We start from the raw sequence: 22,642 nt of genomic DNA, 5'->3' as shown, positions 1-22,642 counted from the left end.
ATCATCTCGCACGGAGCACCCAGCTGACCTGGGAAGTCCCATTGTTTACCATGAATCGCCTAGGCTGGACCAACGTGCGATTCCTCAACGATCAGGCGCCGATCTACGACCTGACCTACAGCGACGTCTTCATGGTCCCGTCACGCTCGGCCGTCGGCTCGCGCCTCGCGGTGGACCTCTCGACCCACGACGGCACGGGCACCACGATCCCCATCGTGGTGGCGAACATGACAGCGGTGGCCGGCCGGCGCATGGCCGAGACCATCGCCCGGCGCGGGGGCATCACCGTCATCCCGCAGGACATCCCCATCGACGTCGTCGCCGACGTGATCGACTTCGTGAAGAAGCGCGACCTGGTGCACGACACCCCCATCACCCTCACCGCGCACGAAACCGTCGGCGAAGCCCTCAACCTGCTGCCCAAGCGGGCGCACGGCGCGGTCGTCGTCGTCGACTGGGACAACCGGCCCATCGGCGTCGTCACCGAGGCCGACTGCCACGGGGTGGACATGTTCACCCAGCTCTCCCAGGTGATGTCGGGCTCACCGCTCACCATCCCGGCCGGCACCGACCCGCGGGCGGCGTTCGAACTGCTGCACAACGGACGCCACCGCCTCGCCCCCGTCGTCGACGGGGAGGGCCGGCTGGTCGGCGTCCTCACCCGCACCGGCGCGCTGCGTGCCACGCTGTACGAGCCCGCGGTGGACTCCCAGGGCCGCCTGCGCGTCGCCGCCGCCGTCGGCATCAACGGCGACGTCGCCGCCAAGGCCAAGGAGCTGGTGGACGCGGGCGTCGACTGCCTGGTCGTCGACACCGCCCACGGCCACCAGGAGAAGATGCTCTCGGCCCTGGCCGCAGTGCGCGCCCTCGACCCCGGCGTCCCCGTCGCCGCCGGCAACGTCGTCACAGCGGCGGGCGTGCGCGACCTGGTCGAGGCCGGCGCCGACATCGTCAAGGTGGGCGTCGGGCCGGGCGCCATGTGCACCACCCGAATGATGACCGGTGTGGGACGGCCGCAGTTCTCCGCCGTCCTCGAATGCGCGGCCGAGGCCCGCGGGCTGGGCAAGCACGTGTGGGCCGACGGCGGCGTGCGCCACCCGCGCGACGTGGCCCTCGCCCTGGCCGCCGGCGCGTCCAACGTCATGATCGGCTCGTGGTTCGCGGGCACGTACGAGTCGCCGGGCGACGCGCGCACCGACGCCGACGGGCGGCGGTACAAGGAGAACTTCGGCATGGCCTCGGCCCGGGCCGTACGGCTGCGCACCGCCGAGGACACCCCCTTCGACCGCGCCCGCAAAGCCGTCTTCGAGGAGGGCATCTCCACCTCCCGGATGTACCTGGACCCGGTGCGGCCGAGCGTCGAGGACCAGATCGACGCCATCGTCGCCGGTCTGCGCTCGTCGCTCACCTACGCCGGCGCCACCTCCCTGGAGGAGTTCCACGACCGCGCCGTCATCGGCATCCAGAGCTCCTCCGGCTACTCCGAAGGCATGCCCCTCCACCAAAGCTGGTAGCCCCACCTCAACTCGCGCTCACGCCCTCGGCCTCGCACACCCGCACGGTGCCACGGCCACGCGCACAAGGACGCACAAGGACACGACCACGCGCACGGGGACACGGAAGCCCAGAACCCGGCGAGAGGCCCGCCGGCCTCTCGCCCTCCCCGGACGTCCAAACCCTCCGCCGTCCACCGGGCACCGTCCACCGGGCACCGTCCACCGGGCACGGGCACCGGGCACCGGGCACCGGGCACCCATCCCGCCACCCATTGCCCGGGCGTCGGACAGCGCACCCAACCCCCGCGCCCCGGTAACTCGACGCCGGCCAACGCGCCGAGCTCCCGTCACCTGTGGGCTGCAGGCCTGAGGGCGCCGAAGCGGCGGGTCCTGCGTACGGCGAATCCGGCGCCCCCCTACGGCGGCCAAGCGGTCAGGGTGACGTTGGGACACTGCCTGGTGTACCGCCGTAACTCGGCGCCGATTAAGGGGTACAGGGCGATGAGTGAGGGTTGGGGGTGATGGCGGTGGGGGGGTGACGCGGTGGGTGATCGGTCGGTGATCGGTGGACGGCGCGTGATGCCGCGGGAGGAGTCGTCATTGTCGGTGGTGACGGCAGAGTGATAAGTCGCCTTCGCCGGGTAGTCCGGGTCGGCAGGTACCCCCTAGCCGCGGAGGCGAGATCTCATGATCGGTTCGTCACCCGAGCTGGCCGCGCCGTCCGCCATCGACCGGCGACTCCTGGTCAGCTACGACAACTATCCCGCCGCGCAGCGCGCGGTGGACACCCTTTCCGACGCCGGATACCCCGTGCAGAATGTGGCCATCGTCGGCAACGACCTGCGCCTGGAAGAGCTGGTCACGGGACGGCTCACCAATCCCCGCGCGGCCCTCTCCGGAGCCATCAGCGGAGCCGTCTTCGGGCTCGTCGTGGGCCTGTTCCTCGGGCTGTTCACCACGACGACCGCCTCGTTCTTCGCCCTTGTGGTGTGGGCGATCCTGTGGGGCGCCGTGATGGGCGCCGCCTTCGGGTTCGCCGGCCACGCGTTCAAGGGCGGCACCCGCGACTTCACCTCGCGCAGCGCCATCGTGGCCGGAAGGTACGACGTCCTGGTGCCCGCCGCCGCGATGGAGGAGGCCCTGGCGGTGCTGGAGGGCGGGAACAAGCCCGCGGACACCGTGGTCGTCGCCCGGCCGCCGTCCAGCGGCACTCTGCGCACCCCCGGCGCCTCCGGACCTGAGACCACCGCCCCCTCACGCCCCGAGACCACCGGCACCTCACGCCCCGAGACCACCGGCACCTCACGCCCTGAGAGGACGGGCACCTCCAGCCCCGAGACGACGCCTGGGGCCCCAGGCACGGCCCCTCCCACCTCCGACCCCTTCATCCCGACCACCGGGACGATCCTCCCCATCCCCGAGACGGTCTCGCCGGCCTCGCCGACGGCCCCCCCGGCTTCCGAGGCGGTCCCTACGGCCTCCGAGACCTCCATTCCGAGCACCGGGACGATCCTCCCCACCTCTGAGACGGTCCCTCCGGCGTCATCGGAAGTGAACATCCCCGCCGCCGATGACCCTGTGACCGGTAACCCTGTGACCGGAGAGCCCGCCGTCGAGTTCCCCGCCCAGCGTCCGGCGCCGGCCCCTGGGCCCGTTCTCCAGGTTGAGGACGAGGCCGGCCACGCCGGGTCCCCCGACCCCGCGCACGCCGACCCCTCCCAGGCGGACCCGACCTCCGCAGACGTCATCTCCTCGGACACCACCTCTTCCGGGACGGCGGAGTCGGCCATCGTGCCGCCCGCCACCAGCCGCGCGGAGGCGATGGAGGAGGCCACCATCGCCATCCCGCTCTCCGCCGTGCCGCGCACGTCCGCCTCCGGACCTTCCACACCGGCCTCCGAGCCGTCCTCGCCCAAGGAGACCGACACCACTCCCACGGCCTCGGAGAACGCCGGCCTCGATGCCGAACCGGCCGACCAGGCCCCCGCGAGGAAGGCCGAGGAGAAGCCGAGCGACGTCCGCGCCCGGTAGCCCTCTCTCCGGCGAACCCACCAACAGCCCACGGGCACGACCTCACCAGCCGGCCAGACGAGTCAGCTCACGGGCACGGCGTCCACGGAAGCCAACACACGCGGCGCCCCGCCCGCCAAGAGACGGCCCACGGACACCGCGTCCACGGACGGCGCACAAGAGACGGCCCACGGGCCCCGGGCCCCGGACGACCAGACTGACGGGACATTGCTGTACGGCCCCGCCAGGGACGTCCTACAGGCGCGGTGACTCCGGAGGTCCCCCGAGGGGGAGAGACGGCCCCCGCCATGGCCGTCGGCCCCTGGACCGCCTATGGCCGGCCGGTCGCAGACCCTTGGCCGAGGGTCCGCGGCCGGTCGGCCGTGGGCGGGTTCCGTACGGAAGCCCCCAAGGGATACGCCCTCGTCGTTCGCCGGCTCCCGGAACCCCGTAGAGTCGTGCGGTCGGCCCGGCAAGGGCCGGCGATCGGTCCAGGCGCCCGTTCGGACAGGCGGGGCGCAACCTAACCAAGGAGAACACGTGGCACTCGAGAAGCCCGAGATCGACTTTCCGGAGGGCGACGCGCCGGCGGATCTCGAGATCGTAGACATCACCGTGGGCGACGGTGAGGAGGCCAAGCCGGGCCACATGGTGACGGTTCACTATGTCGGCGTGGCGTTCTCCACCGGCGAGGAGTTCGACGCGTCGTGGAACCGCGGCGACTCCTTCAACTTCCCGCTCGGCGCCGGCCGCGTCATCGCCGGATGGGACCAGGGTGTCGCCGGCATGCGCGTCGGCGGCCGTCGCAAGCTGGTCATCCCGCCGCACCTCGGCTACGGCAACCGCGGCGCCGGCAACGCCATCAAGCCGGGCGAGACGCTGATCTTCGTCGTCGACCTGCTCGGCGTCAGCTGACCCGACCCTCACGCCCGATGCCGATCGCCCCGAGTCGCGCCCGGCATCTTCACGGGGTGTCCACGAACGTTCACCACGCCGCCCGCCATACGACGGCACCCGCACCGCCGTACCCGCCTACCGCCGCGGCGCCATCGGCGCACGTGTCCCGCATGGGTGGAATGGCCGGTGCTCCGCTGTGTGCGCGGGCGGGGCGGATGTGGCCATGAGCCACCACCGATGACTTACCGTATACACGGGTGCCCGCACCGCCACCCCGACCCATCGGCGCACACGTCTCGGATGTGAAGGCGGGTGGTCGCCGCGCTAACTGCTCGGCCAGGGTGCCGGCACCTCGCGGTGTGGCAGGCGATACGTAGTCGTTTATCGGGAAATTGAGCGTTTTGTCGGCCATGGGGGACGGCTGCCACCTGGGCGCGCGGGGGGCGGCGTGAACTGGCACGATGAGACGTGTGTTGCTCATCGACCTCGCGCGCACTTCTGCCTCCGTAGCAGCGGACTCGGCCCGCCTCGCCAAGATCGGACATATCGCCGAACTATTGAGCAGAGTGCGGCCGGAAGAGGCTGAGATCGCCATCGCCTATCTGTCCGGTGAGCTACCTCAGCGGCAGATCGGCGTGGGATGGCGCACCCTCCAGGACCTGCCCGAACCACGCCAGATCGCCAGCGCGAGCCTGACCCGCATCGACGACCTGCTCAGCCGCATCAAGGCGCAGAGCGGCCCGGGATCCCAGGCCGCGCGCAAGGAGCTGGTCGGGGAGCTGTTCCGTTCGGTGACCCGCCAGGAGCAGTCGTTCCTGCTGCGCCTGCTGGCGGGCGAGCTGCGTCAGGGAGCCTTGAACGGGGTGATGGTCGAGGCGGTCGCCAAGGCGTCGGGCACGCCCGCGGCGGAGGTCCGGCGCGCCCTCACGCTGCGAGGATGGCTGCCCGCCGTGGGCGCCGCCGCGCTCACCGGCGGCGTGGAGGCACTGCGCGCGTTCCACCTCGAGGTGGGCCGTCCCGTGTCGCCGATGCTGGCGCAGAGCGCCCCGAACATCCCCGCCGCCCTGGAGAAGCTCGGCGGGCTGGCGGCACTCGAATGGAAGCTCGACGGTATACGGGTGCAGGCCCACCGCTCCGGCTCGGACGTCAAGGTGTTCACCCGCACTCTGGACGAGATCACCGCGCAGGTCCCCGAGCTGATGGAGGCCGTGCTCGCGTTGCCCGTCGACGACATCGTGCTGGACGGCGAGGTCATCGCGCTGCGACCCGACGGCCGGCCCGAGCCGTTCCAGGTGACCGCCTCCCGGGTCACCAGCAAGATCGACACCGCCCGTCTGCGCGAGACCACGCCGCTGAGCGTGTTCTTCTTCGACGCACTCCGCGTGGGCGGCGTCGACCTGCTCGACCTGCCCGACAGCGAGCGGCACGCGGCGCTCGCGCGGTCGGTGCCTGCCGAACTGATCACTCCGCGCCTGGTCACGTCCGATCCCGACGAGGGCATCGCCTTCTTCGCGGAGGTCGTCCGACGGGGACATGAGGGCGTCGTGGCCAAGTCCCCGAACACGCCGTACGCCGCCGGGCGACGCGGGGCCGGCTGGGTGAAGGTCAAGCCCCGCCACACCCTCGACCTGGTCGTGCTGGCCGCCGAATGGGGCCACGGCCGGCGCCAGGGCAAGCTCTCCAACCTCCATCTCGGCGCCAGGGACCCTCAGTCGGGCGACTTCGTAATGCTCGGCAAGACCTTCAAGGGCCTGACCGACGAGTTGCTCGCCTGGCAGACCGAGCGCTTCCTGGCTCTGGCTGACGGACCGAGCGACGAGTGGGTGGTCAAGGTGCGTCCCGAGATGGTGGTCGAAGTCGCCTTCGACGGCGTGCAGCGGTCGCCGAGGTACCCCGGCGGCATGGCGCTGCGCTTCGCCCGCGTGCTCCGCTACCGCCCGGACAAGCGCCCCGAAGACGCCGACACAGTGGACTCGGTCCGCGAACTCCTGTTCTAACCCCCGCACCTCCGCACCCTGTTCTAACCCCCGCACCTCCGCACCCTGTTCTAACCCCCGCACCTCCGCACCCTGTTCTGACCTCCCGAATCCCCGCATCCTGGTCTGAACCACCTCGCCGCCCGCTCATCACGCTGGCGCTCATCACGCTGGCGACCACGCGTCCGCAGCCACTCCGGTCACCACCCTGCTGCCGCCGACCACCAGCCCCCTCATGGCTTCCGAACCGGCCAGGCGTATGGGTGGCATGAGTTGGCCGGCCTTGAGCTGTTCCGCTCACGTATGGGGTTCGGGCAGGTCAGCGGTGATCACGCTATGAGCATGGATGATCACTCTCCGAGTGACTTACGTCACTTTGCAAGCGCTTTATCTCCCTTTACTCCCCGTTTGTCCCATATGGTGCTGCGAATTACGTAGTGAGCGGATCCCGCTCGCCGCGTACCGGGACGACGGCATGTCCCCCCATGCCGCGTGCGCTCCCCCGCGCCATGTCCCGTGTCCTGTCCCCTATCTAGGACCGTGGTTCCCCTTGGGCCTGCACGCCTCCCCCTCCCGCTGGTACGAGAAGAGCCTCTCCCGGTCACGCAAGGGCGCCGAGCGGCGCCGGACCTCGCTGGCCGTCCCCCTCACCACCACCATCGCCGTGACCGTCGTGATGACCGCCGCCTTGGTGAGCGGCTGGGTCTGGTTGAACGGCGGCGACCCCACGTCCACGACCATGAGCGCAGGCCTGCGTCCGGCAGCACCGGCCACCACCGCCGTGCCCGCCACGGGTGAACCGGACGGCTCGGCCTCCCCTTCCAGCTTCTCAGCGCCACCGGACCCCTTGAGCGAGCTCACCTCGGCCGGCTCCGCACCGAACCCGCTCGCCCCTCCGGTGTCCGACGCCGGATCGCCGTCCCGGTCGGCCGAGGCCGAGAGCTCGGACGGCGCCGCCCCCACCAGCGCGGAGGGGGATGAGCACCCCGCCGCAACCGACACCACGACCAAAGCGGCGGCGACGGCCGATGACACCGCGAGCACCCCGAAGAAGCCCGCCGCGCCTGCCGAACCCGCCAAGAAGCGGACCACCGCGAAGAAGCCCAAGGTGATCGCGTCGGGTCGGTGCGGGGCCTCGTACTACGACGAGGGACAGATGACGGCCAGCGGCGAGCGGTTCAACCCCCACGCGATGACGGCGGCCCACAAGACCCTCCCCATGGGCAGCCGCGTGCGCGTCACCAATCCGAACAACGGCAAGACCGTGACGGTGCGCATCAACGACCGCGGGCCGTATGTCGGCGGCCGCTGCCTGGATCTCTCGCGCGCGGCTTTCGACGCCATCGGCAACCTCGACACCGGTGCCATGAGCGTCGAGTACGCCGTCCTGGCCCACTGACCACCCGGTCGCCACCTTCCCTCCTCCCAGTCAACCGATGGCGGGAAGGCGGAGACCGTGAAGGTGGGCTACTTGATGAGGCGAAGGGTCAGCGGGTAGCGGAACCCGTTGTCGTTGAGGGCCGCTGCCGCGCCGACGATGCCCAAGACGAAGGCCGCGATCCAGATGATCGGGACCAGGACGATCCCGATGATGGTGAACGGCAGCAGGATGGTGGCGCCGAGCACGGTGAGGTGGAAGTTCAGCGACTCGACCGCGTGCTGCCGGATGTAGGGCGAGTGGCGCCCACCGGTCAGCATCATGATCAGCGGGCCGATCACCGTCAGCCCGGCGAGCGGGAGCAGATGCCCGGCCGCGGCCCCCAGACGGTCGCTCCCCGTCAGCGGCATCGGATGGTGTGCCGGTGCGTGCGACCGTGGTTGCGGGGTGCGGGGCATGGTCCACGAGGGATACAGGTCGCGCATGATCGGAGCGAGGTCGGCATGGGTGCGCGCGGTCATCGCCCGGTGCAGCCTGTCGTCGAACTCCTCCTTGTCGAGCCTGCCCTCCGCGTAGGCGGCGGTGACGTGCTCGACCACCTGATCGCGATCGTCGTTGGTGACCCGGAGCTGAGGGTGAGGAGGCGCCCCCCACCCTCCGGTGGACGGTGTCGCCGAAGGTCTCACTACCCCTGCCATTAGTGGCCGTGCCTTTCCCATAGAACGCGTTGTCTTTCCCATTCTTCGTCGCCGGCCGAAGCCGGTCTATCCGGAACAACCCCGACACGACCCCGATGTGGCCCGGAGGCACCCATTTGTGACCCGGGCCAGGTATACAAGGGATATGGGATGGCGAGATCGCTATGGGATTCGTCGGCTGCGCGGCACGAGGGTCGCCAAGTTCGACCGCGAGGCCAACGATGGCGACATCGAGACGTTGATCGCCTTCGCGAAGTCCCGCCGGGGCGTGGAGTTCTACGTCGAGCCCGAGACCTTCGCCACCGACACCACAGCCGTCGCCGTCGCCCATGACGGCGAGTGGACGCGCCGCAGGGTCGGCTCTCCCGCGGTCATCATCAAGGTGGCCAGAAACCTCGCGCTTCCTGTGTACGACGTCCAGCTGACCGGATACCCGAACCGGATGCGGGCCTACAACGAGCGCCGCCGGACCGACCCCGTGCAGGACTGACAGCGAGCCCGCGAGCTTCCCCCTCAGGCACCGCCTCAAGCACCGCCCGATACCCACCCGCCATCGTCGGACATCCGCCACCTTGCTCAAGGTTCCGCGTAGACGGCCGAGCCGAGGCCGGCGGTGGATGAGCCCGCCCGGCATGCAAGTGAGCGGTCCAGATGTGGCCGCCCACCCCGTTCGAGTGGGTGGTCCGGATGCGGCTGCGCGGCGGTCATGGTGTGCGGAGGGTGTGGTCGTCGAGGAGTTCGAGCATGGGATGGAGCCAGTCCATGCGCGGCGGCCCCATGCTCGCGTCGAGTTCCTCGGGGGTGGGCATGCGCTGCCGGAGGACCGCCGGGCTCACGAGTTGCTGCAGGCCCTGCGCGAGAAGGTTCGCCATCGAGTAGGACGGGTCCACGGCGAGCGCCCGCTCGACGGCTATGCCCGCGAGCGCCGAGTCGCCGCGGCGCCAGGCGGCGGCGCCCAGCAAGGAGGCGGCCGGCGGGACGAACGGAGCCTCCAGCCGGCGCGTGAGGTCGCCCCACAACGCGACATGGGTGTCCTGGGTGTCGTCGTCCATGAGCGTCCACGCCTCGTCGCGGACGCGGACCACGGACAGGTCGATGCCGAGCCGGGCGGCCTCGTGATCGGGAAGCGGCCCGAGCCGGTGGAAGGCGTCGATGGACCGGCGGACCCGCTCCAGCCCTTCGGCGACGAACGCGGCGGGAGCCTCGCGCGGCTCCGCCACGGTGACGATCTTCGCCCGCACGTCCGCGGCCACGGAACGGGTGGCCTCACGCATGGTGACCCGGGCGGCTCCCGTGACCGGGACGATCGAGCGTCGCAGGCTCTCGCGGTCGGGCAGCGCCATGAGGCCGGCGAAGGTGGCCTGGGCGGCCACCTCCCCCGCGAGCGGGTCGTACGGCCGCCCCTCGGGCGGACAGCACTCGGCGCGGGTGCAGACGTAGGACCAGTAGCGTCCGTCGTCGGCGCGCAGCGCCTCGATGACGTTGACGCCTGCGACGGAGAGCAGCCGGCGGACCTCGTCCATGGCCGGTGTCACAAGGACGCCGTCACCGAACCCGGCGAGGATGGTGTGCGTGACCCCCTCCCGCTGGAAGAGGGGGACGAGCCGGTCGAGGGCTCCGGGTGCGATCGGGAGATCCCAGCGCGTGGTGACGCGCAGCCGGCCGCGCGCTCCCCTCCCCGCGAACGCGATGACCACGAGACTGTCCGCCGGGTGGAAGCCCAGGATGTAGGGCACGGCCCCGAGGATGTCGTCGGGGGAGGTGAGGAGGATCGGTGATGGCGTCATGCACGCGAGAATCGCCGACCCGCGACGTGGCCATTCGCGGGAATCCCGTCTCTGTGGACGAGCAACGGAACGCCGTTCGCGAGCATCGGGGATGGCGAATAGCCAAGGTACGGCTATATCGGCCGCTTATCTCACGCCATAGGTGGTTTTATCTGGCTGGGACGAACGTCGCCTGCCACCGTATTTGGGGTGCATCGGGCTGCGGAGAAGCGCACGGCCTTGTCCACAGCCATCCCCGCGCGTCGAGAACCCCGCGGATCACGTGAGCGGGGATGACGGAAGGGGCCCGCGCCGCGTCGTACGACCGGGGGACAGTGAGGGCTCTGCATGGCCCCCCGCTGGCGTCCGGTCGAGGGATGGACGCCCGTGGCCCGCGCACGCGGGTCAGGCTGTGCGGGGCGGCGGGGTGGGTGAGAGGCGGGTGCGGACCAGGATGGTGGCGCCGGCGACCGCGGCGGGCATGGCGACGACCGCGCCCAGAGGGATCAGGAAGATCAGGAAGACCACCACGCCGAACCCGAGGGTGGCGGCCCGGTCGGCGCGCAGCAGCGCGAACCGCTGCTTGCGGCCGAACCCCCTGCGCTCCATGGCCAGCGCGGTCAGCTCCACCGAGAGGAAGAACCCCGACACCGCCGCGCCCAGCACCGGGACCACCGTCTGCCCGACCACCGGCACGAACCCCAGGACGAAGAGCGGGATGGTGAACATCAGCACGTACGCCAGCGTGATCAGGCTGTCGCGCACGGACCGGATGACGGACCTCCAGAGCGGGATGTCGGCGGTCTTGTCGACGCCCCCCATGTCGTGCTCGACCCGTTCGGACAGCTTCTCGTAGAACGGCTCCCCTAGGGCCAGCGTGGCGGCGGTGAAGGTGATGACCGACAGCACCAGGCCGAGGGCGAAGACCACGATGCCGAGCAGTGTGCGCACGGTGCCGCGGAGGGCCGGCTCCCAGTCGTCGGCGAACGGCGTGGCCCAGGCGGCGAGGTCTCCGGCGTAGGTGCCCAGGAGCACGAGCGCGACGACGTAGAGCACCAGCGCGATCAGCGCCGGGATGAGCCCGAAGATCCACTGCCCGGGGTGCCGCGCCACCCATCCGAGGCCCTGGAAGAAGTACTTGACGCCGTCGGCGAAGCCGCCGATCCCGCGGCGGGTGGGCTGCCCCATGCTGTTCATGCCCGGCAGGCTAACGCCTCCGGCCCACCCGATCGCAAGATCAGCCGAAAGATCCCTGTTTCCAGAGAGAAGTCACTTCAACACCCAGTTGCCGGAAGAGGCGGCGGAGCAGGGGCAGCGAGATGCCGAGCACGTTGCCGTGGTCGCCCTCGATGCCCTCCACGAACCAGCCGCCGAGGCCGTCCAGCGTGAAGGCGCCCGCCACCCGCAACGGCTCACCGCTGCCGGCGTAGGCCGCGATCTCGTCGTCGCCCGGCGTGCCGAAGCGCACCACCGTCGAGCCGACCTCGGCCGCCTCGGCGCCCGTGGCGGCGTCGATCACGCAGTGCCCGGTGAGAAGCCTGCCGGTGCGCCCGCGCATCGAGCGCCACCGCGCGATGGCGTCTTCGGCCGACGCCGGCTTGCCGTACGCGCGCCCGTCGAGTTCGAGCACGGAGTCGCAGCCGATCACCAGGCCCGTGGCCAGGTCCTTCGCGACCACCGACGCCTTGGCGCGGGCCAGGGTGAGGCTGAGTTCGGCGGGCGAGGCGGCGGTGACGGCCTCCTCGTCCACACCGCTCACGATCACCTTGGGGTCGAGCCCGGCGCTGCGCAGCAACGCGAGCCGGGCCGGTGAGGAGGACGCGAGGACCAGCTCCGCCTTGTCTTCCGCGCCTGCGATCTGCGTCATCTCATCCGATCTTCCGCACCTGAGCTCTCCGTTACGCCTCCCGAGCCTAATGCGCCCCGCGAGCCGGGAGATCCGCCGCCTCAGCGCTCGACCGGCCCCGGTGGCGCCCGGCCACAGGACCACAGGACGCGGACCGCGGTCAGAGCGGACGGATGCTGCTGATCAACGTGTTGATGTCGGCCCAGCGCTTCTTCTGCGCGTCGGGGATCGTGATGAAGACCATGGCCGGCTTCGCCGACGGAACGTCGACCAGGGCGACGGCCGCGGTGGCGACGTGCTTCTTCCCGCCGGCCTTGTAGGTGACCCTGTAGCCGAGCAGCCAGCCCTCCCGCTTGCCCGCCTTGAAGCGCTGCGAGGCGGTCCACGTGATGGTGGAACCGTCGGGGTGGTAGTTCAGGGTCCAGCGGGCCGCCAGAAACGCGGTGTCCTTGAGCTCGCCCTGCACCGCGATCGGGACGGGGCAGGTCGCCAGCAGCCCGCGGTGCCCGGCTCCCTTCACGGCGGGGAGCACTCTGCGCGTGGCGAACGGCGAGGACTTGGTGAGCTTCCACTGCTTGACGAAGCGCGTGAAGGAGATGCCCGACCTGTTGTCCTTCACCCGTCCCTTGGCCGGCGCGCCGTGCCCGGGGTAGTTCGCGAGCCGGCGGTTCGCCGGAAGCGCGGGGACGCGCGGGTCGGCTTCGGCGTCGGCGAGGGCGCTCTTGCCGGGCTGCGGGGTGGCGACCGGCGTCGACCCGGCTCCGGCGGGCTCCGTCGTGACGCCCGGAGACGCGGATGTCCCGGCGGTCGCGGCGCCCCCCGGCGACGCGGAGGCCCCCGGGGCGGCGGAGACGCCCGGATCCACGGCGGATCCGGAGGCCGGCGCCGCCGCGGAGGCGGACGCCCCCGCGAGGGGCGCTTGTGAGGTGGCGGGGGCGCCGGACGGTGGTGCGGCGCCCGTGCCCTGGGCAGGCAGCGTGGACGGCGGCCCCGCCGGGGCCGGACCGGCGGCCGTCGGGGCGCCCTTGCCGAGGTCGGTGACGGAGAACGCCACGACGGCCGCCACGACGGCCACGGCCGCGACGACGCCGGCCAGCCCGCGGTAGATGACGCGCATCGGCAGGTCACCCAACCGGGCGATCGGCGATCGGCGCTTGGCGGGTGGCGGCGGAGGAGGCTCCTCGACGGTGATCTTCGGCAGCGGCGCGGTCGGCGCGTCGGCCGTTACGTACGTTGGGACGGCTTTTGTCCCGTAGTTCCCACCCACCCCATTTGGCACGTTGGGGAGCGTACGGCAATTCGCCGGACCATGCCCGAGTTCCCGATCACACTTCGGGAACGAGTCCCTACCGCATCGAGGTTTCCGTACGCCCTGACCTCCCCTTTCGCCTTCCGGTCAACGGCGCGGGAGAGCCGGTGACGCCACCGCGGCACGCCCCCTACCAGCCGGTATGATCATGGAGCGACGGCTACCGCGACGGCTACCGCGACGGCTACCGCGACGGCTACCGCGACGGCTACCGCGACGGCTACCGCGACGGCTACCGCGACGGGTCGCGCAGCGGTCCCCAGCCGGCCGGGCGCAGGCCGCCGGCCCTCAGCCACGGCGCGTCCGCGACGACCGTTCGCGAGCCGGGCTCGATCTCGGTGAACCCGGCGTCGCGCACGACGGGAAGCCCGCTGTCCACCAGGGCGGCCCACCGCCACGGCTCGGCCGTGCGCACGGTGACCGCCAGGCCGCCGGCGTGCCACGCGGCGCGGGCTCCCTCGTCGGTGCCCCACCAGGCGAGCTGGGCCGCGTGACCGGCCTGGGCCATGGCCTTGCCCGCCGACATGTCCAAAGACGGGTTGAACCACAGCACGACGCCGCCGGGCGGGGGCTGCGAGGGCGGCGCGGAGTCCACCAGGTCGGTGCCGGAGACCTGCAGGCGCGACAGCTCTTTGGGCCAGGCGTCGAGCGGGATCGGCGGGTGCACCCGCACCTCGGCCGAGCGCAGCGTCACCGTGGCGCCGGGAAGCTCCTCGACCCGCCGCCACTCGGCGCCCCTGGCCCGGCGCACGACCTTCCTGATGCCGATGGTCTCCCACGCCTGGACGGACTCGGCCCACTCACCGCTCACCGCGCGCTCGTCGGTCAGCAGGGTGAGCACGGCCATCGCCGCCGCCTCGAGGGCGTCGGTGCGCTCGGGCGGCGTGGCACGCTCGATGCGGACGACTAGGGGGAGCACTCTCTGGTCTGGCGCGTTCACGCCCCCAAGGATCTCACCGCCCACCGACAGGCGAGCGCCGAGGCGCGAGACGGGCCGGGGGTCAGGTGGCGGCGGTGACCGGTTCGGGGGTGGGGGCCGCGCCGGAGGCGGGGCGGCTCCTGCCGATGCGCAGCGACATGATCGCGGCCACGGCGCACAGCAGTCCCGCGCCGTACCAGGCCGCGTCGTAGTGGCCGAGGTGGTCGCGGGTGAGGCCCGCGGCGACCGCGGCGATGGCCGCGCCGACCTGATGAGAGGCGAAGACCCAGCCGAACACCACGCTGCCGTCCTTGCCGAAGAGCTTGCGGCACAGCGCCACGGTCGGCGGGACGGTGGCCACCCAGTCGAGGCCGTAGAAGATGATGAACACGAGCATGCTCGGCTCGGCCGTCGCGGCGAACAGGGGCGGCAGCACCAGCAGTGACGCGCCGCGCAGCGCGTAGTACGCCCCGAGCAGCACCCGCGAGTCGACCCGGTCGCTGAGCCAGCCGGAGAAGATCGTGCCCGCGATGTCGAAGACGCCGATGAGGGCGAGCAGGCCGGCGGCGGTGGTCTCGGCCATGCCGTGGTCGTGCGCGGCGGGGATGAAGTGCGTTCCGACCAGGCCGTTGGTGCTCGCGCCGCAGATGGCGAAGCCACCGGCGAGGTACCAGAACGAGCGGGTACGCGCGGCCGACCGCAGCACGCTGATCGCCCGCACCGCCGCGCCTCCCGGCCGCCCGGCCGTACGCGCGCCGCCGCCGCGGACGGCCGTGTCACCCGCGGCCGGACCAGCGGCAGCGGAACCGGCCGGACCACCGGCGCCGGAACCGGCCGCAGGGGCCGCGGGGACGACCGCGGGTTCGGCGCCCAGAGCGGTCAGGCCGATGTCCTCGGGGCGGTCGCGCAGGAGGAGCCAGACCACCGGGACGACGGCGAGCGCCGCCACGGCCACCACCACGGCGGCCGTCCGCCAGCCCGGCCCCTCGGCCAGCCAGGCGAGCACGGGCAGGAAGATGAGCTGCCCCGTGGCGCCTCCGGCGGTCAGCACGCCGGTGACGATGCCGCGGTGCCGCACGAACCACCGGTCGGTGACCGTGGCGACGAAGGCCAGCGCCATCGAGCCGGTGCCGAGCCCGACCAGCACCCCCCAGCACAGGATGAGCTGCCAACTGGAGGTCATGAAGACCGTGAGCCCACTGCCGAGGGCCACCAGCAGCAGCGCGGAGGCGACCACGCGGCGCATGCCGAGCCGGTCCATCAGAGCGGCGGCGAACGGCGCGGTCAGGCCGAACAGCATCAGGTTCACCGACACGGCCGCGGAGATGGTCCCCCGGGACCAGCCGAACTCGGTCTCGAGCGGGGTGATCAGCACTCCCGGTGTGGCGCGGAAGCCGGCGGCTCCGATGATGGCGACGAAGGCCACCGCCGCCACCGCCCAGGCCCGATGCGGCCACCGTCTGCGCCTCACGTCTTGCGTCAGCATCATGCCGACCATAGTGAAGTGTCCGATTAACCGGCCACGAGTGGCTTGACAGCCAACATGTGAAAGAATCCGGCCATGGTTCACCGCATCGCCGTCGTCGCCCTGGACGACTTCGCAACTCTGGACCTCGGCGTCCCCGGCCAGGTGTTCCGGGTCGCCGAGGACGCCGATGGCCGGCGGCTCTACGAGATCGTCACCTGCACCCCCGGCGGGCGCACCGTGCGCGGGCCCGCCGGGTTCAGCGTGATCCCCGACCACGACCTGTCGGTCCTGGCCACGGCGGACACCGTCATCGTCCCGGGCGTCCACAGCGGCTCCGCGTTCAGCGACGGCACGATCGACGACGAACTGCGCCACGCGTTGCGCGGGGCCGCGCTCCGGTCGCGGCTGATGTCGATCTGCACGGGAGCGTTCGTGCTGGCCGCCGCCGGGTTGCTGGACGGCCGGCCCGCCACGACGCACTGGAGGAGCGCCGAACTGTTCCGCTCGCTGTATCCGCGGGTGCTGCTCGACCCCGACGTGCTGTTCATCGACGACGGCGACCTGCTGACCTCCGCCGGCGTCGCGGCGGGCATCGACCTGTGCCTGCACGTGATCCGCCGCGACCACGGCAGCGAGATCGCCAACCGGGTGGCACGGCGCTGCGTCACCCCGCCGTGGCGCGAGGGCGGTCAGGCGCAGTACATCGAACGCCCGCTGCCGGCCGCCGGGGACGCCACCACCGCGCCCACCCGGGCGTGGATGCTGGACCGGCTCCAGGAGCCGCTGGACCTGGCCACCTTGGCCAGGCACGCCCGCATGAGCGTGCGCACCTTCACCCGCCGCTTCCGCGAGGAGACCGGGCTCAGCCCGGCACGATGGCTCATCAGGCAGCGGGTCGAGCGCGCCCGCCATCTGCTCGAGACGACCGAACTCCCGGTCGACCAGGTGGCGGTCCGGGCGGGCTTCGGCACGGCCGTCTCGCTGCGCCAGCACCTGCACGCGACGGTGGGCGTGGCCCCGCTGACCTACCGGCACACCTTCCGCGCGGAGGCCCCGGCGGCCTTCCGCTCCGCCTGACCCCACCCGGGCCACTCGCCCCGGCATGCCAACGGCCTCTGGCTCTGTCCTGAGACGGGGGGCTGAGTCATGATGGCGGTTCGAGCGATCGGTGAGGGAACGAGGAACCATGTCGTACGCGGACGCCTTCGCGATGAGCATCGACGATCCGGACGGGTTCTGGGGCCGGGCGGCCACGGCCGTGACCTGGGACCGCATCCCCGACATGACGCTGGACGCCGATGCGGCCCCGTTCTACCGGTGGTTCCCCGGCGGCGAGCTCAACACCTGCCACAACGCTCTGGACCGGCATGTGGCCGGCGGTCGCGGCGGGCAGGCGGCGCTGATCTACGACAGCCCGCTCACCGGGACCTCCCGCACCTACACCTACGCTGAACTGCTGGAGGAGGTGGCGCGGTTCGCCGGCGTGCTGCGCGGCCTCGGCGTCGGCAGAGGCGACCGGGTCGTCATCTACATGCCGATGGTGCCCGAGGCGGTCGTGGCCATGCTCGCCTGCGCCCGCCTCGGGGCCGTGCACTCGGTGGTGTTCGGCGGCTTCGCCCCGCGTGAGCTGGCCGTGCGCATCGACGACGCCCGGCCCGTGGTGGTCGTGTCCGCCTCCTGCGGCATCGAGCCGTCCCGCGTGGTGGAGTACAAGCCGATGCTCGACAGCGCGCTGGAGATGGCCTCGCACCGGCCCGCGCACTGCGTGATCCTCCAGCGCGAGCAGGCGCCCGCCACGCTGACGCCCGGCCGCGACATCGACTGGCGCGAGGCCATGGCCGCGGCCGAGCCGGCGGAGTGCGTGCCGGTGGCGGCGACCGACCCGCTCTACATCCTCTACACCAGCGGCACCACGGGGAAGCCGAAGGGCGTGGTGCGCGACAACGGCGGCCACGCGGTCGCGCTGCTGTGGAGCATGCGCAACGTGTACGCCATCGCGCCGGGCGAGGTCTTCTGGGCGGCCTCGGACGTGGGCTGGGTGGTCGGACACTCCTACATCGTGTACGCCCCGCTGCTGCTCGGCGCGACGACGGTGCTGTACGAGGGGAAGCCGGTGGGCACGCCGGACGCCGGGGCGTTCTGGCGGGTCATCTCCGACTACGGGGTGCGCGCCCTGTTCACCGCGCCGACGGCGTTCCGCGCCATCAAGAAGGTGGACCCGGAGGCGGCCTACCTGGCCAAGTACGACATCTCCTCGTTGCGGACGCTGTTCTTGGCGGGCGAGCGCCTGGACCCGGACACCTATCACTGGGCCACCGAGAAGCTCGGCGTGCCGGTGGTGGACCACTGGTGGCAGACCGAGACCGGCTGGGCCGTCGCCGCCAACCTGCGCGGCCTGGACCCGATGCCGATCAAGCCGGGGTCGCCCACGGTCGCGGTGCCCGGATACGACGTGCGCGTGCTCGACCCCGAGGGCCGGCCGTGCCCTCCGGGCGTGGACGGGGCGATCTGCGTGCGGCTGCCGCTTCCGCCGGGCACACTGCCCACGCTCTGGCGGGACGACGAGCGCTACGTCGCCTCCTACCTGTCGGCCTACCCCGGGCATTACCTGACCGGCGACGGCGGGCACGTCGACGAGGACGGCTACCTGTACGTCATGGGGCGCACCGACGACGTGATCAACGTGGCCGGGCACCGTCTGTCCACCGGTTCGATGGAGGCCGTGCTGGCCGGCCATCCCGCCGTCGCCGAGTGCGCGGTGATCGGCGTGGCCGACGAGCTGAAGGGCCAGGTGCCGCGCGGCCTGGTCGTGCTCAAGAGCGGCGTCGAGGCCGACCCCGAGCGGCTGTGCGAGGACCTGGTGCGGCTGGTGCGCGACCAGATCGGGGCCGTGGCGGCGCTGAGGCGGGTGGACATCGTCCCGGGGCTGCCCAAGACGCGGTCGGGCAAGATCCTGCGCAAGACCATGCGCGGCATCGCCGACGGCGCCGACGAGCCCGTCCCCTCCACCATCGAGGACGCCTCGGTGCTGGACACCCTGCGGCCGATCCTCCGCGCCCGCCCCTGATCGCGGGCGCCCGCCCCGGGCGCCGCACACCGGCCCTCCCCGCGCAGGAGAGGGGCGAGGGCCGTGCGTCGCACAGGACCGTCCGAAGGCCGTCCACCGCGCAGGGATCGGGCGAAGGCCGTGCGCTGGGCGGGGTCGGACAGGGGTCGCAAACGCGAGATCCCGGCTGGACGGTGTCCGGCCGGGATCTCATGGTGCTCTCGTGCCGCCCGCGAGGACGGCCCCAGGTGGAGCTATGGGGATTCGAACCCCAGACCTCCTCCATGCCATGGAGGCGCGCTACCAGCTGCGCCATAGCCCCTGGTCGCTCGGCGGACCTCCTTGCGGCGGCGCCGTGCCTCGCCAGTGTATCGGAATTCGCGACCCCGGCCGAACCGCCGGAGCGGACACCGGCGGCTCCTGAGCGGCGCGCCGCCGCACCGGCGGCCCGCCCAGCAGGCACGTAGACGGCCACACACTCTCTGGCCTGCGGTGATGCCCACGCGCAAGTGAGCGCCATCACGACTTGCGGCCAGTCGGTCACCTTATCGGAGGGGGCGGTTTCCCGGCAGGACGATCGTCATGATCGGCCACCGACGAGGGCCCCGCTCATCCCGGCACCCCGGGGCAGGGCTTCCGGCCGGCAAGCTCACTCGCCTTGACAGCGACTCTTACTTAGGGTGACCATTAGTCGCCCTGCGTAACCGTCTGCTAGGAGCCGACATGCATCGCAGCCCCCACGCGCTCAACGCCGGATCCGCCTTCGACACCAGCGATGTCGATCAGGACGGCTACATCGACAAGGAGGACATGCGCCTCATCGGCCTGCACCTGGCCGACCGGCTCGGCCTGCCCGCCGACTCCCCCGCCCGCGCCGGGCTGCTGGCCGCCTACGCCCACGTCTGGGCCAACGTCGTGGCCGCGGTCGGCACCGACGACAACGGCCGCATCAGCCGGCAGCGGTACATCGAGTACGCCGTCTCCCCCACGCTCGACCGCACGCGGTTCATCGTGGCCATCGTCTGGCCCATCACCGACGCGCTGTGGGACGCGCTGGACGCCGACGGCGACCAGAGGCTCAGCATGCACGAGTACCTCCGCCTCTGGTCGGCCTACGACGTCGAGACGGCCGAGGCGCGCGAGGCGTTCATCCTGCTGGACACCGACGGCGACGGCCACCTAGGCAAGGACGAGTTCGCCCAGGCCATGTACGACTTCTACTTCAGTGACGACCCGCGCAAGGCCGCCATCCCGATCCTCGGCCGCTCCTGACCCCGCTCACCCGCCCGAATCCCGCTCGACCCGGCCGCACCCCTCGCCCGCCGGAACCCGGCTCACCCCGGATTCCCGTCATCCCGGCCATCCCGGCCTGGCTCGTGCTCATCGCAGTGAGCCGGCCCTGCGGATCAGCCCGGCCAGCTCGGTGACCATGGGGTCCTCGGTCGCCGCCGAGAGCCGTTCGGCGTGGCCCGCCAGCGTGCCGAGGTCCTCGGTGAACATCTCGTCCTCGGCGTGCCTGAGCCGCTGGGCGAACGCCGCGACCACCGCGTCCACCTGCAGCCGCGGCGCCGCCGTCTCCCACAGGTGGTCCGACAGCCCGCCCACCTCCAGTGCGCGGCTGGTCTCGGCGGGCTCGCGAGTGTCGGGGTCCTGCCAGCGAACCGTTGCCACGGCGAGCTGCCCCGAGGTTCCCGGGCGCAGACGCACCGCGTACAGCGCGGTGACCGCGTGGCCGGGCCCGACCTCGCCGCCGTCCTTGGTGTCGTCGCGGAAGTCCTCCGCGGCCAGCGCCCGGTTGTCGTATCCGAGCAGCCGGTAGGACTCGACCGTGGCCGGGTTGAACGCCACCTGCGCCTTGGCGTCGCGGGCCCGCAGGTCGAGGTTCGCCGGCAGGCGCTCGACGAAGACCTCACGCGCCTCCTGCTGGGAGCCGACGTAGACGGCGGCGCCGTCGCCGTGGTCGGCGAGCTGCTCCATCAGCGTGTCGCCGTACTCGCGGCCGACGCCGACGCACAGCAGCGTGACGCGTCGCCCGGCGAACTCCTCGACCCGGTCGAGGATGCCCTGCCAGGTGGTGTCCCCGGTGTTGGCGAGGCCGTCGGACAGCAGGATGACCCGGTTGGTGGCGACCGGCCGGAAGGCGCGCGCCGCCTCCTCGTACCCGGTGACCAGCCCCGCCTGCAGGTCGGTCGATCCCTCGGTGGCGAGGGTGTCGATGGCGGCGTGCAGGTCGTGCCGCTCGCTCGCCGGGGTCATGGAGAGGCGCACCCTGGCCTGGTCGCTGAAGGAGACGATCGAGACCCGGTCGCCCGGGCCGAGCTGGTCCACCAGCGTGTGCAGGGCGTCGCGCACCAGGTCCAGCCGGCCGGGGTCGCCCATGGAGCCCGAGACGTCGACCACGAAGGTCAGGTTGGCGGGCCGGCGTGCGGCGGCGTCGGCGGTGCGGGTCTGCAGTCCGACCCGCAGCAGGGCGGTGCCTTCGGCGGCGCCCCTGGCCCCGTCGAGCCGGACCGCGAAGCCGTCCCCCGGCGGCTCGGGGTATCCCTGCCGGAAGGCGTTGACCCACTCCTCCGGCCGCACCTGCGCCGGGTCGGGCAGGCGTCCGGCGTTGATCGTGCCCCGCGCGTAGCCGTAGGAGGCGGTGTCGACGTCCAGCGCGAAGGTGGAGATCCTGTCCGGCGGCTCGGCCTGTCCGGTGGGCGCCGGCGGCGCGGTCGCGCCGGGCTCGTCGTTCGTGGCGGCGTTGCCCTGTCCGGACTGCCCGGACTGCCCGGACTGCCCGGACTCTCCGGCCCCTTGCCCGGAGGTGGCGCCGCCGGGGCGGGACGGTTCGCGCGCCCCGGAGGTGTCGTTGGAGGTGCCGCCGCATGCTGAGACGAGCAGCACGAGCGCGGCCAGGACGCAGATGAGGATTCGTGACTTCACAGGAGGCCCCCTCTCGGTGTCACCCCCTACGACGGTCCCGCGGACGCCCGCGCCGGAGCCGTCACCCAAGCGACGGCGAACCGTGCCCGCCGCGTGACCACCCGGCGGCGGCCGGGCACCCGCGATCCACACGGCGGACCACGAACGGACACCGAACGGACACCGAACGGACACCGCCGCCGGACGGTCAGAAGGTGTTCCTGCGGCAGTTCAGGAACAGCTGCATCTCCAGCGGCTCGTCCTCGGTCGCGGGGACGTAGGCCAGGTCCATCTGCTCGCGCACGCTGAACCCGGCCTCCTCGACGACGGCCCGCAGCGCGTAGCGGGCGTAGCCGGTCATCCGCAGCCAGGTGTCCAGGACGCGGATCGGGGCGTCGTCGATGTCCATCTCGACCATGCCGATGGCCAGCCAGCCGCCGGGGACGAGCAGGTGGTGCAGGCGCAGCAGGGTGGCCATGATCTCGTCGCGCCGCAGCATCGACAGGGAGAAGTAGGCCACGACGGCGTCGAACCGGCCGAGGCCGTCGTCGATGTCCACGACGTCCAGCCGGCGCAGGTCGGCCTCGGGCACGTTCCCGGCGGCGAGGGCCAGCATGACCGGCGAGATGTCGATGCCGGTCACCTCGCAGCCGGCGTCCACCAGTTGCCTCGCCGTGGGCAGACCGGTGCCGCAGCCGACGTCGAGCACCCGCGCGCCCGGGCGGAGCTTGCGGAGAATCCATTCGGCGGAGGCGATCTGGCCCCCCTTGTAGGGGAACGCCTCGTCGTACCGAGCGCCGATGCGGTCGAACGCGTCCGCCTGCGCGGCCCGGTGCGCCGGACGTGAGCGTCTCGCAGTCATCCATTCCACCCAACACTGAGCCGTCAACTTGTTTCTCATTAGATAGAGTGCCAACACTGTGTAAGTC

At 71.9% G+C, this 22,642-nt stretch carries 18 protein-coding genes and 1 tRNA gene; 9 read left to right on the top strand and 10 right to left on the bottom strand.

Translation table 11 applies throughout. The annotated features are described in order from the left end of the window. Positions 1-74: 74 nt before the first annotated feature. The 5 genes from ACWEN6_RS00325 (at position 75) to ACWEN6_RS00305 (ending at position 7,778) form a co-directional block, all read left to right on the top strand. Entirely contained in the window at positions 75-1,514 is a 1,440-nt protein-coding gene (locus ACWEN6_RS00325; protein ID WP_452568227.1) for a GuaB1 family IMP dehydrogenase-related protein, read from the top strand. A 669-nt stretch (positions 1,515-2,183) separates the two neighbouring features. Continuing rightward, the gene (locus ACWEN6_RS00320; RefSeq protein WP_452568226.1) at positions 2,184-3,527 is read left to right on the top strand and encodes a general stress protein; all 1,344 of its coding nucleotides are present in this window, start codon (positions 2,184-2,186) and stop codon (positions 3,525-3,527) included. A gap of 519 nt (positions 3,528-4,046) precedes the next feature. Next, positions 4,047-4,421, top strand: coding sequence for an FKBP-type peptidyl-prolyl cis-trans isomerase (locus ACWEN6_RS00315; RefSeq protein WP_354849782.1), 375 nt, complete (start codon positions 4,047-4,049; stop codon positions 4,419-4,421). Positions 4,422-4,864: 443 nt separating this feature from the next. Next, positions 4,865-6,400 (top strand): ATP-dependent DNA ligase, encoded by a 1,536-nt coding sequence (locus ACWEN6_RS00310; protein ID WP_452568225.1) that lies wholly within the window; start codon positions 4,865-4,867, stop codon positions 6,398-6,400. 529 nt (positions 6,401-6,929) lie between these two features. After that, positions 6,930-7,778: a septal ring lytic transglycosylase RlpA family protein gene (locus ACWEN6_RS00305; RefSeq protein WP_452568224.1), complete on the top strand. Its 849-nt coding sequence runs from the start codon at positions 6,930-6,932 to the stop codon at positions 7,776-7,778. A gap of 68 nt (positions 7,779-7,846) precedes the next feature. Here the strand turns inward: ACWEN6_RS00305 and ACWEN6_RS00300 are convergent, their stop codons facing one another. After that, on the bottom strand, positions 7,847-8,455 hold the full coding sequence (locus ACWEN6_RS00300) for a DUF4870 domain-containing protein (protein ID WP_452568223.1): 609 nt from the start codon (positions 8,453-8,455) through the stop codon (positions 7,847-7,849). Between the two features lie 145 nt (positions 8,456-8,600). Between ACWEN6_RS00300 and ACWEN6_RS00295 the strand changes: the two genes are divergently transcribed. Further along, positions 8,601-8,945 carry a hypothetical protein gene (locus tag ACWEN6_RS00295; protein WP_452568222.1) on the top strand — a complete coding sequence of 115 codons (345 nt, stop codon included), beginning with the start codon at positions 8,601-8,603 and terminating at the stop codon, positions 8,943-8,945. Positions 8,946-9,159: 214 nt separating this feature from the next. Here ACWEN6_RS00295 and ACWEN6_RS00290 read toward each other — a convergent pair whose 3' ends face one another. The 6 genes from ACWEN6_RS00290 to ACWEN6_RS00265 form a co-directional block, all read right to left on the bottom strand. After that, positions 9,160-10,242: a DUF4192 domain-containing protein gene (locus ACWEN6_RS00290; protein ID WP_452568221.1), complete on the bottom strand. Its 1,083-nt coding sequence runs from the start codon at positions 10,240-10,242 to the stop codon at positions 9,160-9,162. 384 nt (positions 10,243-10,626) lie between these two features. Continuing rightward, entirely contained in the window at positions 10,627-11,418 is a 792-nt protein-coding gene (locus ACWEN6_RS00285; protein WP_452568220.1) for an EI24 domain-containing protein, read from the bottom strand. 40 nt (positions 11,419-11,458) lie between these two features. Beyond that, positions 11,459-12,088, bottom strand: coding sequence for a Maf family protein (locus ACWEN6_RS00280; RefSeq protein WP_452568219.1), 630 nt, complete (start codon positions 12,086-12,088; stop codon positions 11,459-11,461). A gap of 139 nt (positions 12,089-12,227) precedes the next feature. Further along, positions 12,228-13,184, bottom strand: coding sequence for a hypothetical protein (locus ACWEN6_RS00275; RefSeq protein ID WP_452568218.1), 957 nt, complete (start codon positions 13,182-13,184; stop codon positions 12,228-12,230). A 424-nt stretch (positions 13,185-13,608) separates the two neighbouring features. Then, positions 13,609-14,316 (bottom strand): peptidyl-tRNA hydrolase, encoded by a 708-nt coding sequence (locus tag ACWEN6_RS00270; RefSeq protein WP_452568217.1) that lies wholly within the window; start codon positions 14,314-14,316, stop codon positions 13,609-13,611. Between the two features lie 61 nt (positions 14,317-14,377). Continuing rightward, positions 14,378-15,793: an MFS transporter gene (locus ACWEN6_RS00265; RefSeq protein WP_452568216.1), complete on the bottom strand. Its 1,416-nt coding sequence runs from the start codon at positions 15,791-15,793 to the stop codon at positions 14,378-14,380. Between the two features lie 63 nt (positions 15,794-15,856). Between ACWEN6_RS00265 and ACWEN6_RS00260 the strand changes: the two genes are divergently transcribed. Next, a complete protein-coding gene (locus ACWEN6_RS00260) occupies positions 15,857-16,840 on the top strand; it encodes a GlxA family transcriptional regulator (protein ID WP_452568215.1) in 984 nt (327 codons plus the stop codon). A gap of 109 nt (positions 16,841-16,949) precedes the next feature. Then, positions 16,950-18,830 (top strand): propionyl-CoA synthetase, encoded by a 1,881-nt coding sequence (locus ACWEN6_RS00255; protein ID WP_452568214.1) that lies wholly within the window; start codon positions 16,950-16,952, stop codon positions 18,828-18,830. 228 nt (positions 18,831-19,058) lie between these two features. Here the strand turns inward: ACWEN6_RS00255 and ACWEN6_RS00250 are convergent. Next, positions 19,059-19,131, bottom strand: a tRNA-Ala gene (locus ACWEN6_RS00250). A gap of 401 nt (positions 19,132-19,532) precedes the next feature. Here ACWEN6_RS00250 and ACWEN6_RS00245 point away from each other — a divergent pair. Then, a complete protein-coding gene (locus tag ACWEN6_RS00245) occupies positions 19,533-20,081 on the top strand; it encodes an EF-hand domain-containing protein (protein WP_354849717.1) in 549 nt (182 codons plus the stop codon). Between the two features lie 108 nt (positions 20,082-20,189). Here the strand turns inward: ACWEN6_RS00245 and ACWEN6_RS00240 are convergent, their stop codons facing one another. Both ACWEN6_RS00240 and ACWEN6_RS00235 read right to left on the bottom strand, forming a co-directional pair. Next, the gene (locus ACWEN6_RS00240; protein WP_452568213.1) at positions 20,190-21,734 is read right to left on the bottom strand and encodes a YfbK domain-containing protein; all 1,545 of its coding nucleotides are present in this window, start codon (positions 21,732-21,734) and stop codon (positions 20,190-20,192) included. A 187-nt stretch (positions 21,735-21,921) separates the two neighbouring features. Continuing rightward, complete coding sequence (locus tag ACWEN6_RS00235; protein WP_354849711.1) at positions 21,922-22,575, bottom strand: class I SAM-dependent DNA methyltransferase; 654 nt, start codon at positions 22,573-22,575, stop codon at positions 21,922-21,924. Positions 22,576-22,642 lie beyond the last annotated feature (67 nt).

Source organism: Sphaerisporangium sp. NPDC004334 (genome assembly GCF_053602655.1).
The sequence above is the reverse complement of the archived record's forward strand: the minus strand, read 5'-3'. Positions and strand labels throughout refer to the sequence as shown.

What these genes read in the sequence shown, in the direction of transcription:
- ACWEN6_RS00320 (WP_452568226.1), top strand. Translation starts at nt 2,184, where the DNA reads ATGATCGGTTCGTCACCCGAGCTGGCCGCGCCGTCCGCCATCGACCGG.
- ACWEN6_RS00310 (WP_452568225.1), top strand. Translation starts at nt 4,865, where the DNA reads ATGAGACGTGTGTTGCTCATCGACCTCGCGCGCACTTCTGCCTCCGTA.
- ACWEN6_RS00300 (WP_452568223.1), bottom strand. Translation starts at nt 8,455, where the DNA reads ATGGCAGGGGTAGTGAGACCTTCGGCGACACCGTCCACCGGAGGGTGG.
- ACWEN6_RS00295 (WP_452568222.1), top strand. Translation starts at nt 8,601, where the DNA reads ATGGGATGGCGAGATCGCTATGGGATTCGTCGGCTGCGCGGCACGAGG.
- ACWEN6_RS00290 (WP_452568221.1), bottom strand. Translation starts at nt 10,242, where the DNA reads ATGACGCCATCACCGATCCTCCTCACCTCCCCCGACGACATCCTCGGG.
- ACWEN6_RS00285 (WP_452568220.1), bottom strand. Translation starts at nt 11,418, where the DNA reads ATGAACAGCATGGGGCAGCCCACCCGCCGCGGGATCGGCGGCTTCGCC.
- ACWEN6_RS00280 (WP_452568219.1), bottom strand. Translation starts at nt 12,088, where the DNA reads ATGACGCAGATCGCAGGCGCGGAAGACAAGGCGGAGCTGGTCCTCGCG.
- ACWEN6_RS00275 (WP_452568218.1), bottom strand. Translation starts at nt 13,184, where the DNA reads ATGCGCGTCATCTACCGCGGGCTGGCCGGCGTCGTCGCGGCCGTGGCC.
- ACWEN6_RS00265 (WP_452568216.1), bottom strand. Translation starts at nt 15,793, where the DNA reads ATGGTCGGCATGATGCTGACGCAAGACGTGAGGCGCAGACGGTGGCCG.
- ACWEN6_RS00260 (WP_452568215.1), top strand. Translation starts at nt 15,857, where the DNA reads ATGGTTCACCGCATCGCCGTCGTCGCCCTGGACGACTTCGCAACTCTG.
- ACWEN6_RS00255 (WP_452568214.1), top strand. Translation starts at nt 16,950, where the DNA reads ATGTCGTACGCGGACGCCTTCGCGATGAGCATCGACGATCCGGACGGG.
- ACWEN6_RS00245 (WP_354849717.1), top strand. Translation starts at nt 19,533, where the DNA reads ATGCATCGCAGCCCCCACGCGCTCAACGCCGGATCCGCCTTCGACACC.
- ACWEN6_RS00235 (WP_354849711.1), bottom strand. Translation starts at nt 22,575, where the DNA reads ATGACTGCGAGACGCTCACGTCCGGCGCACCGGGCCGCGCAGGCGGAC.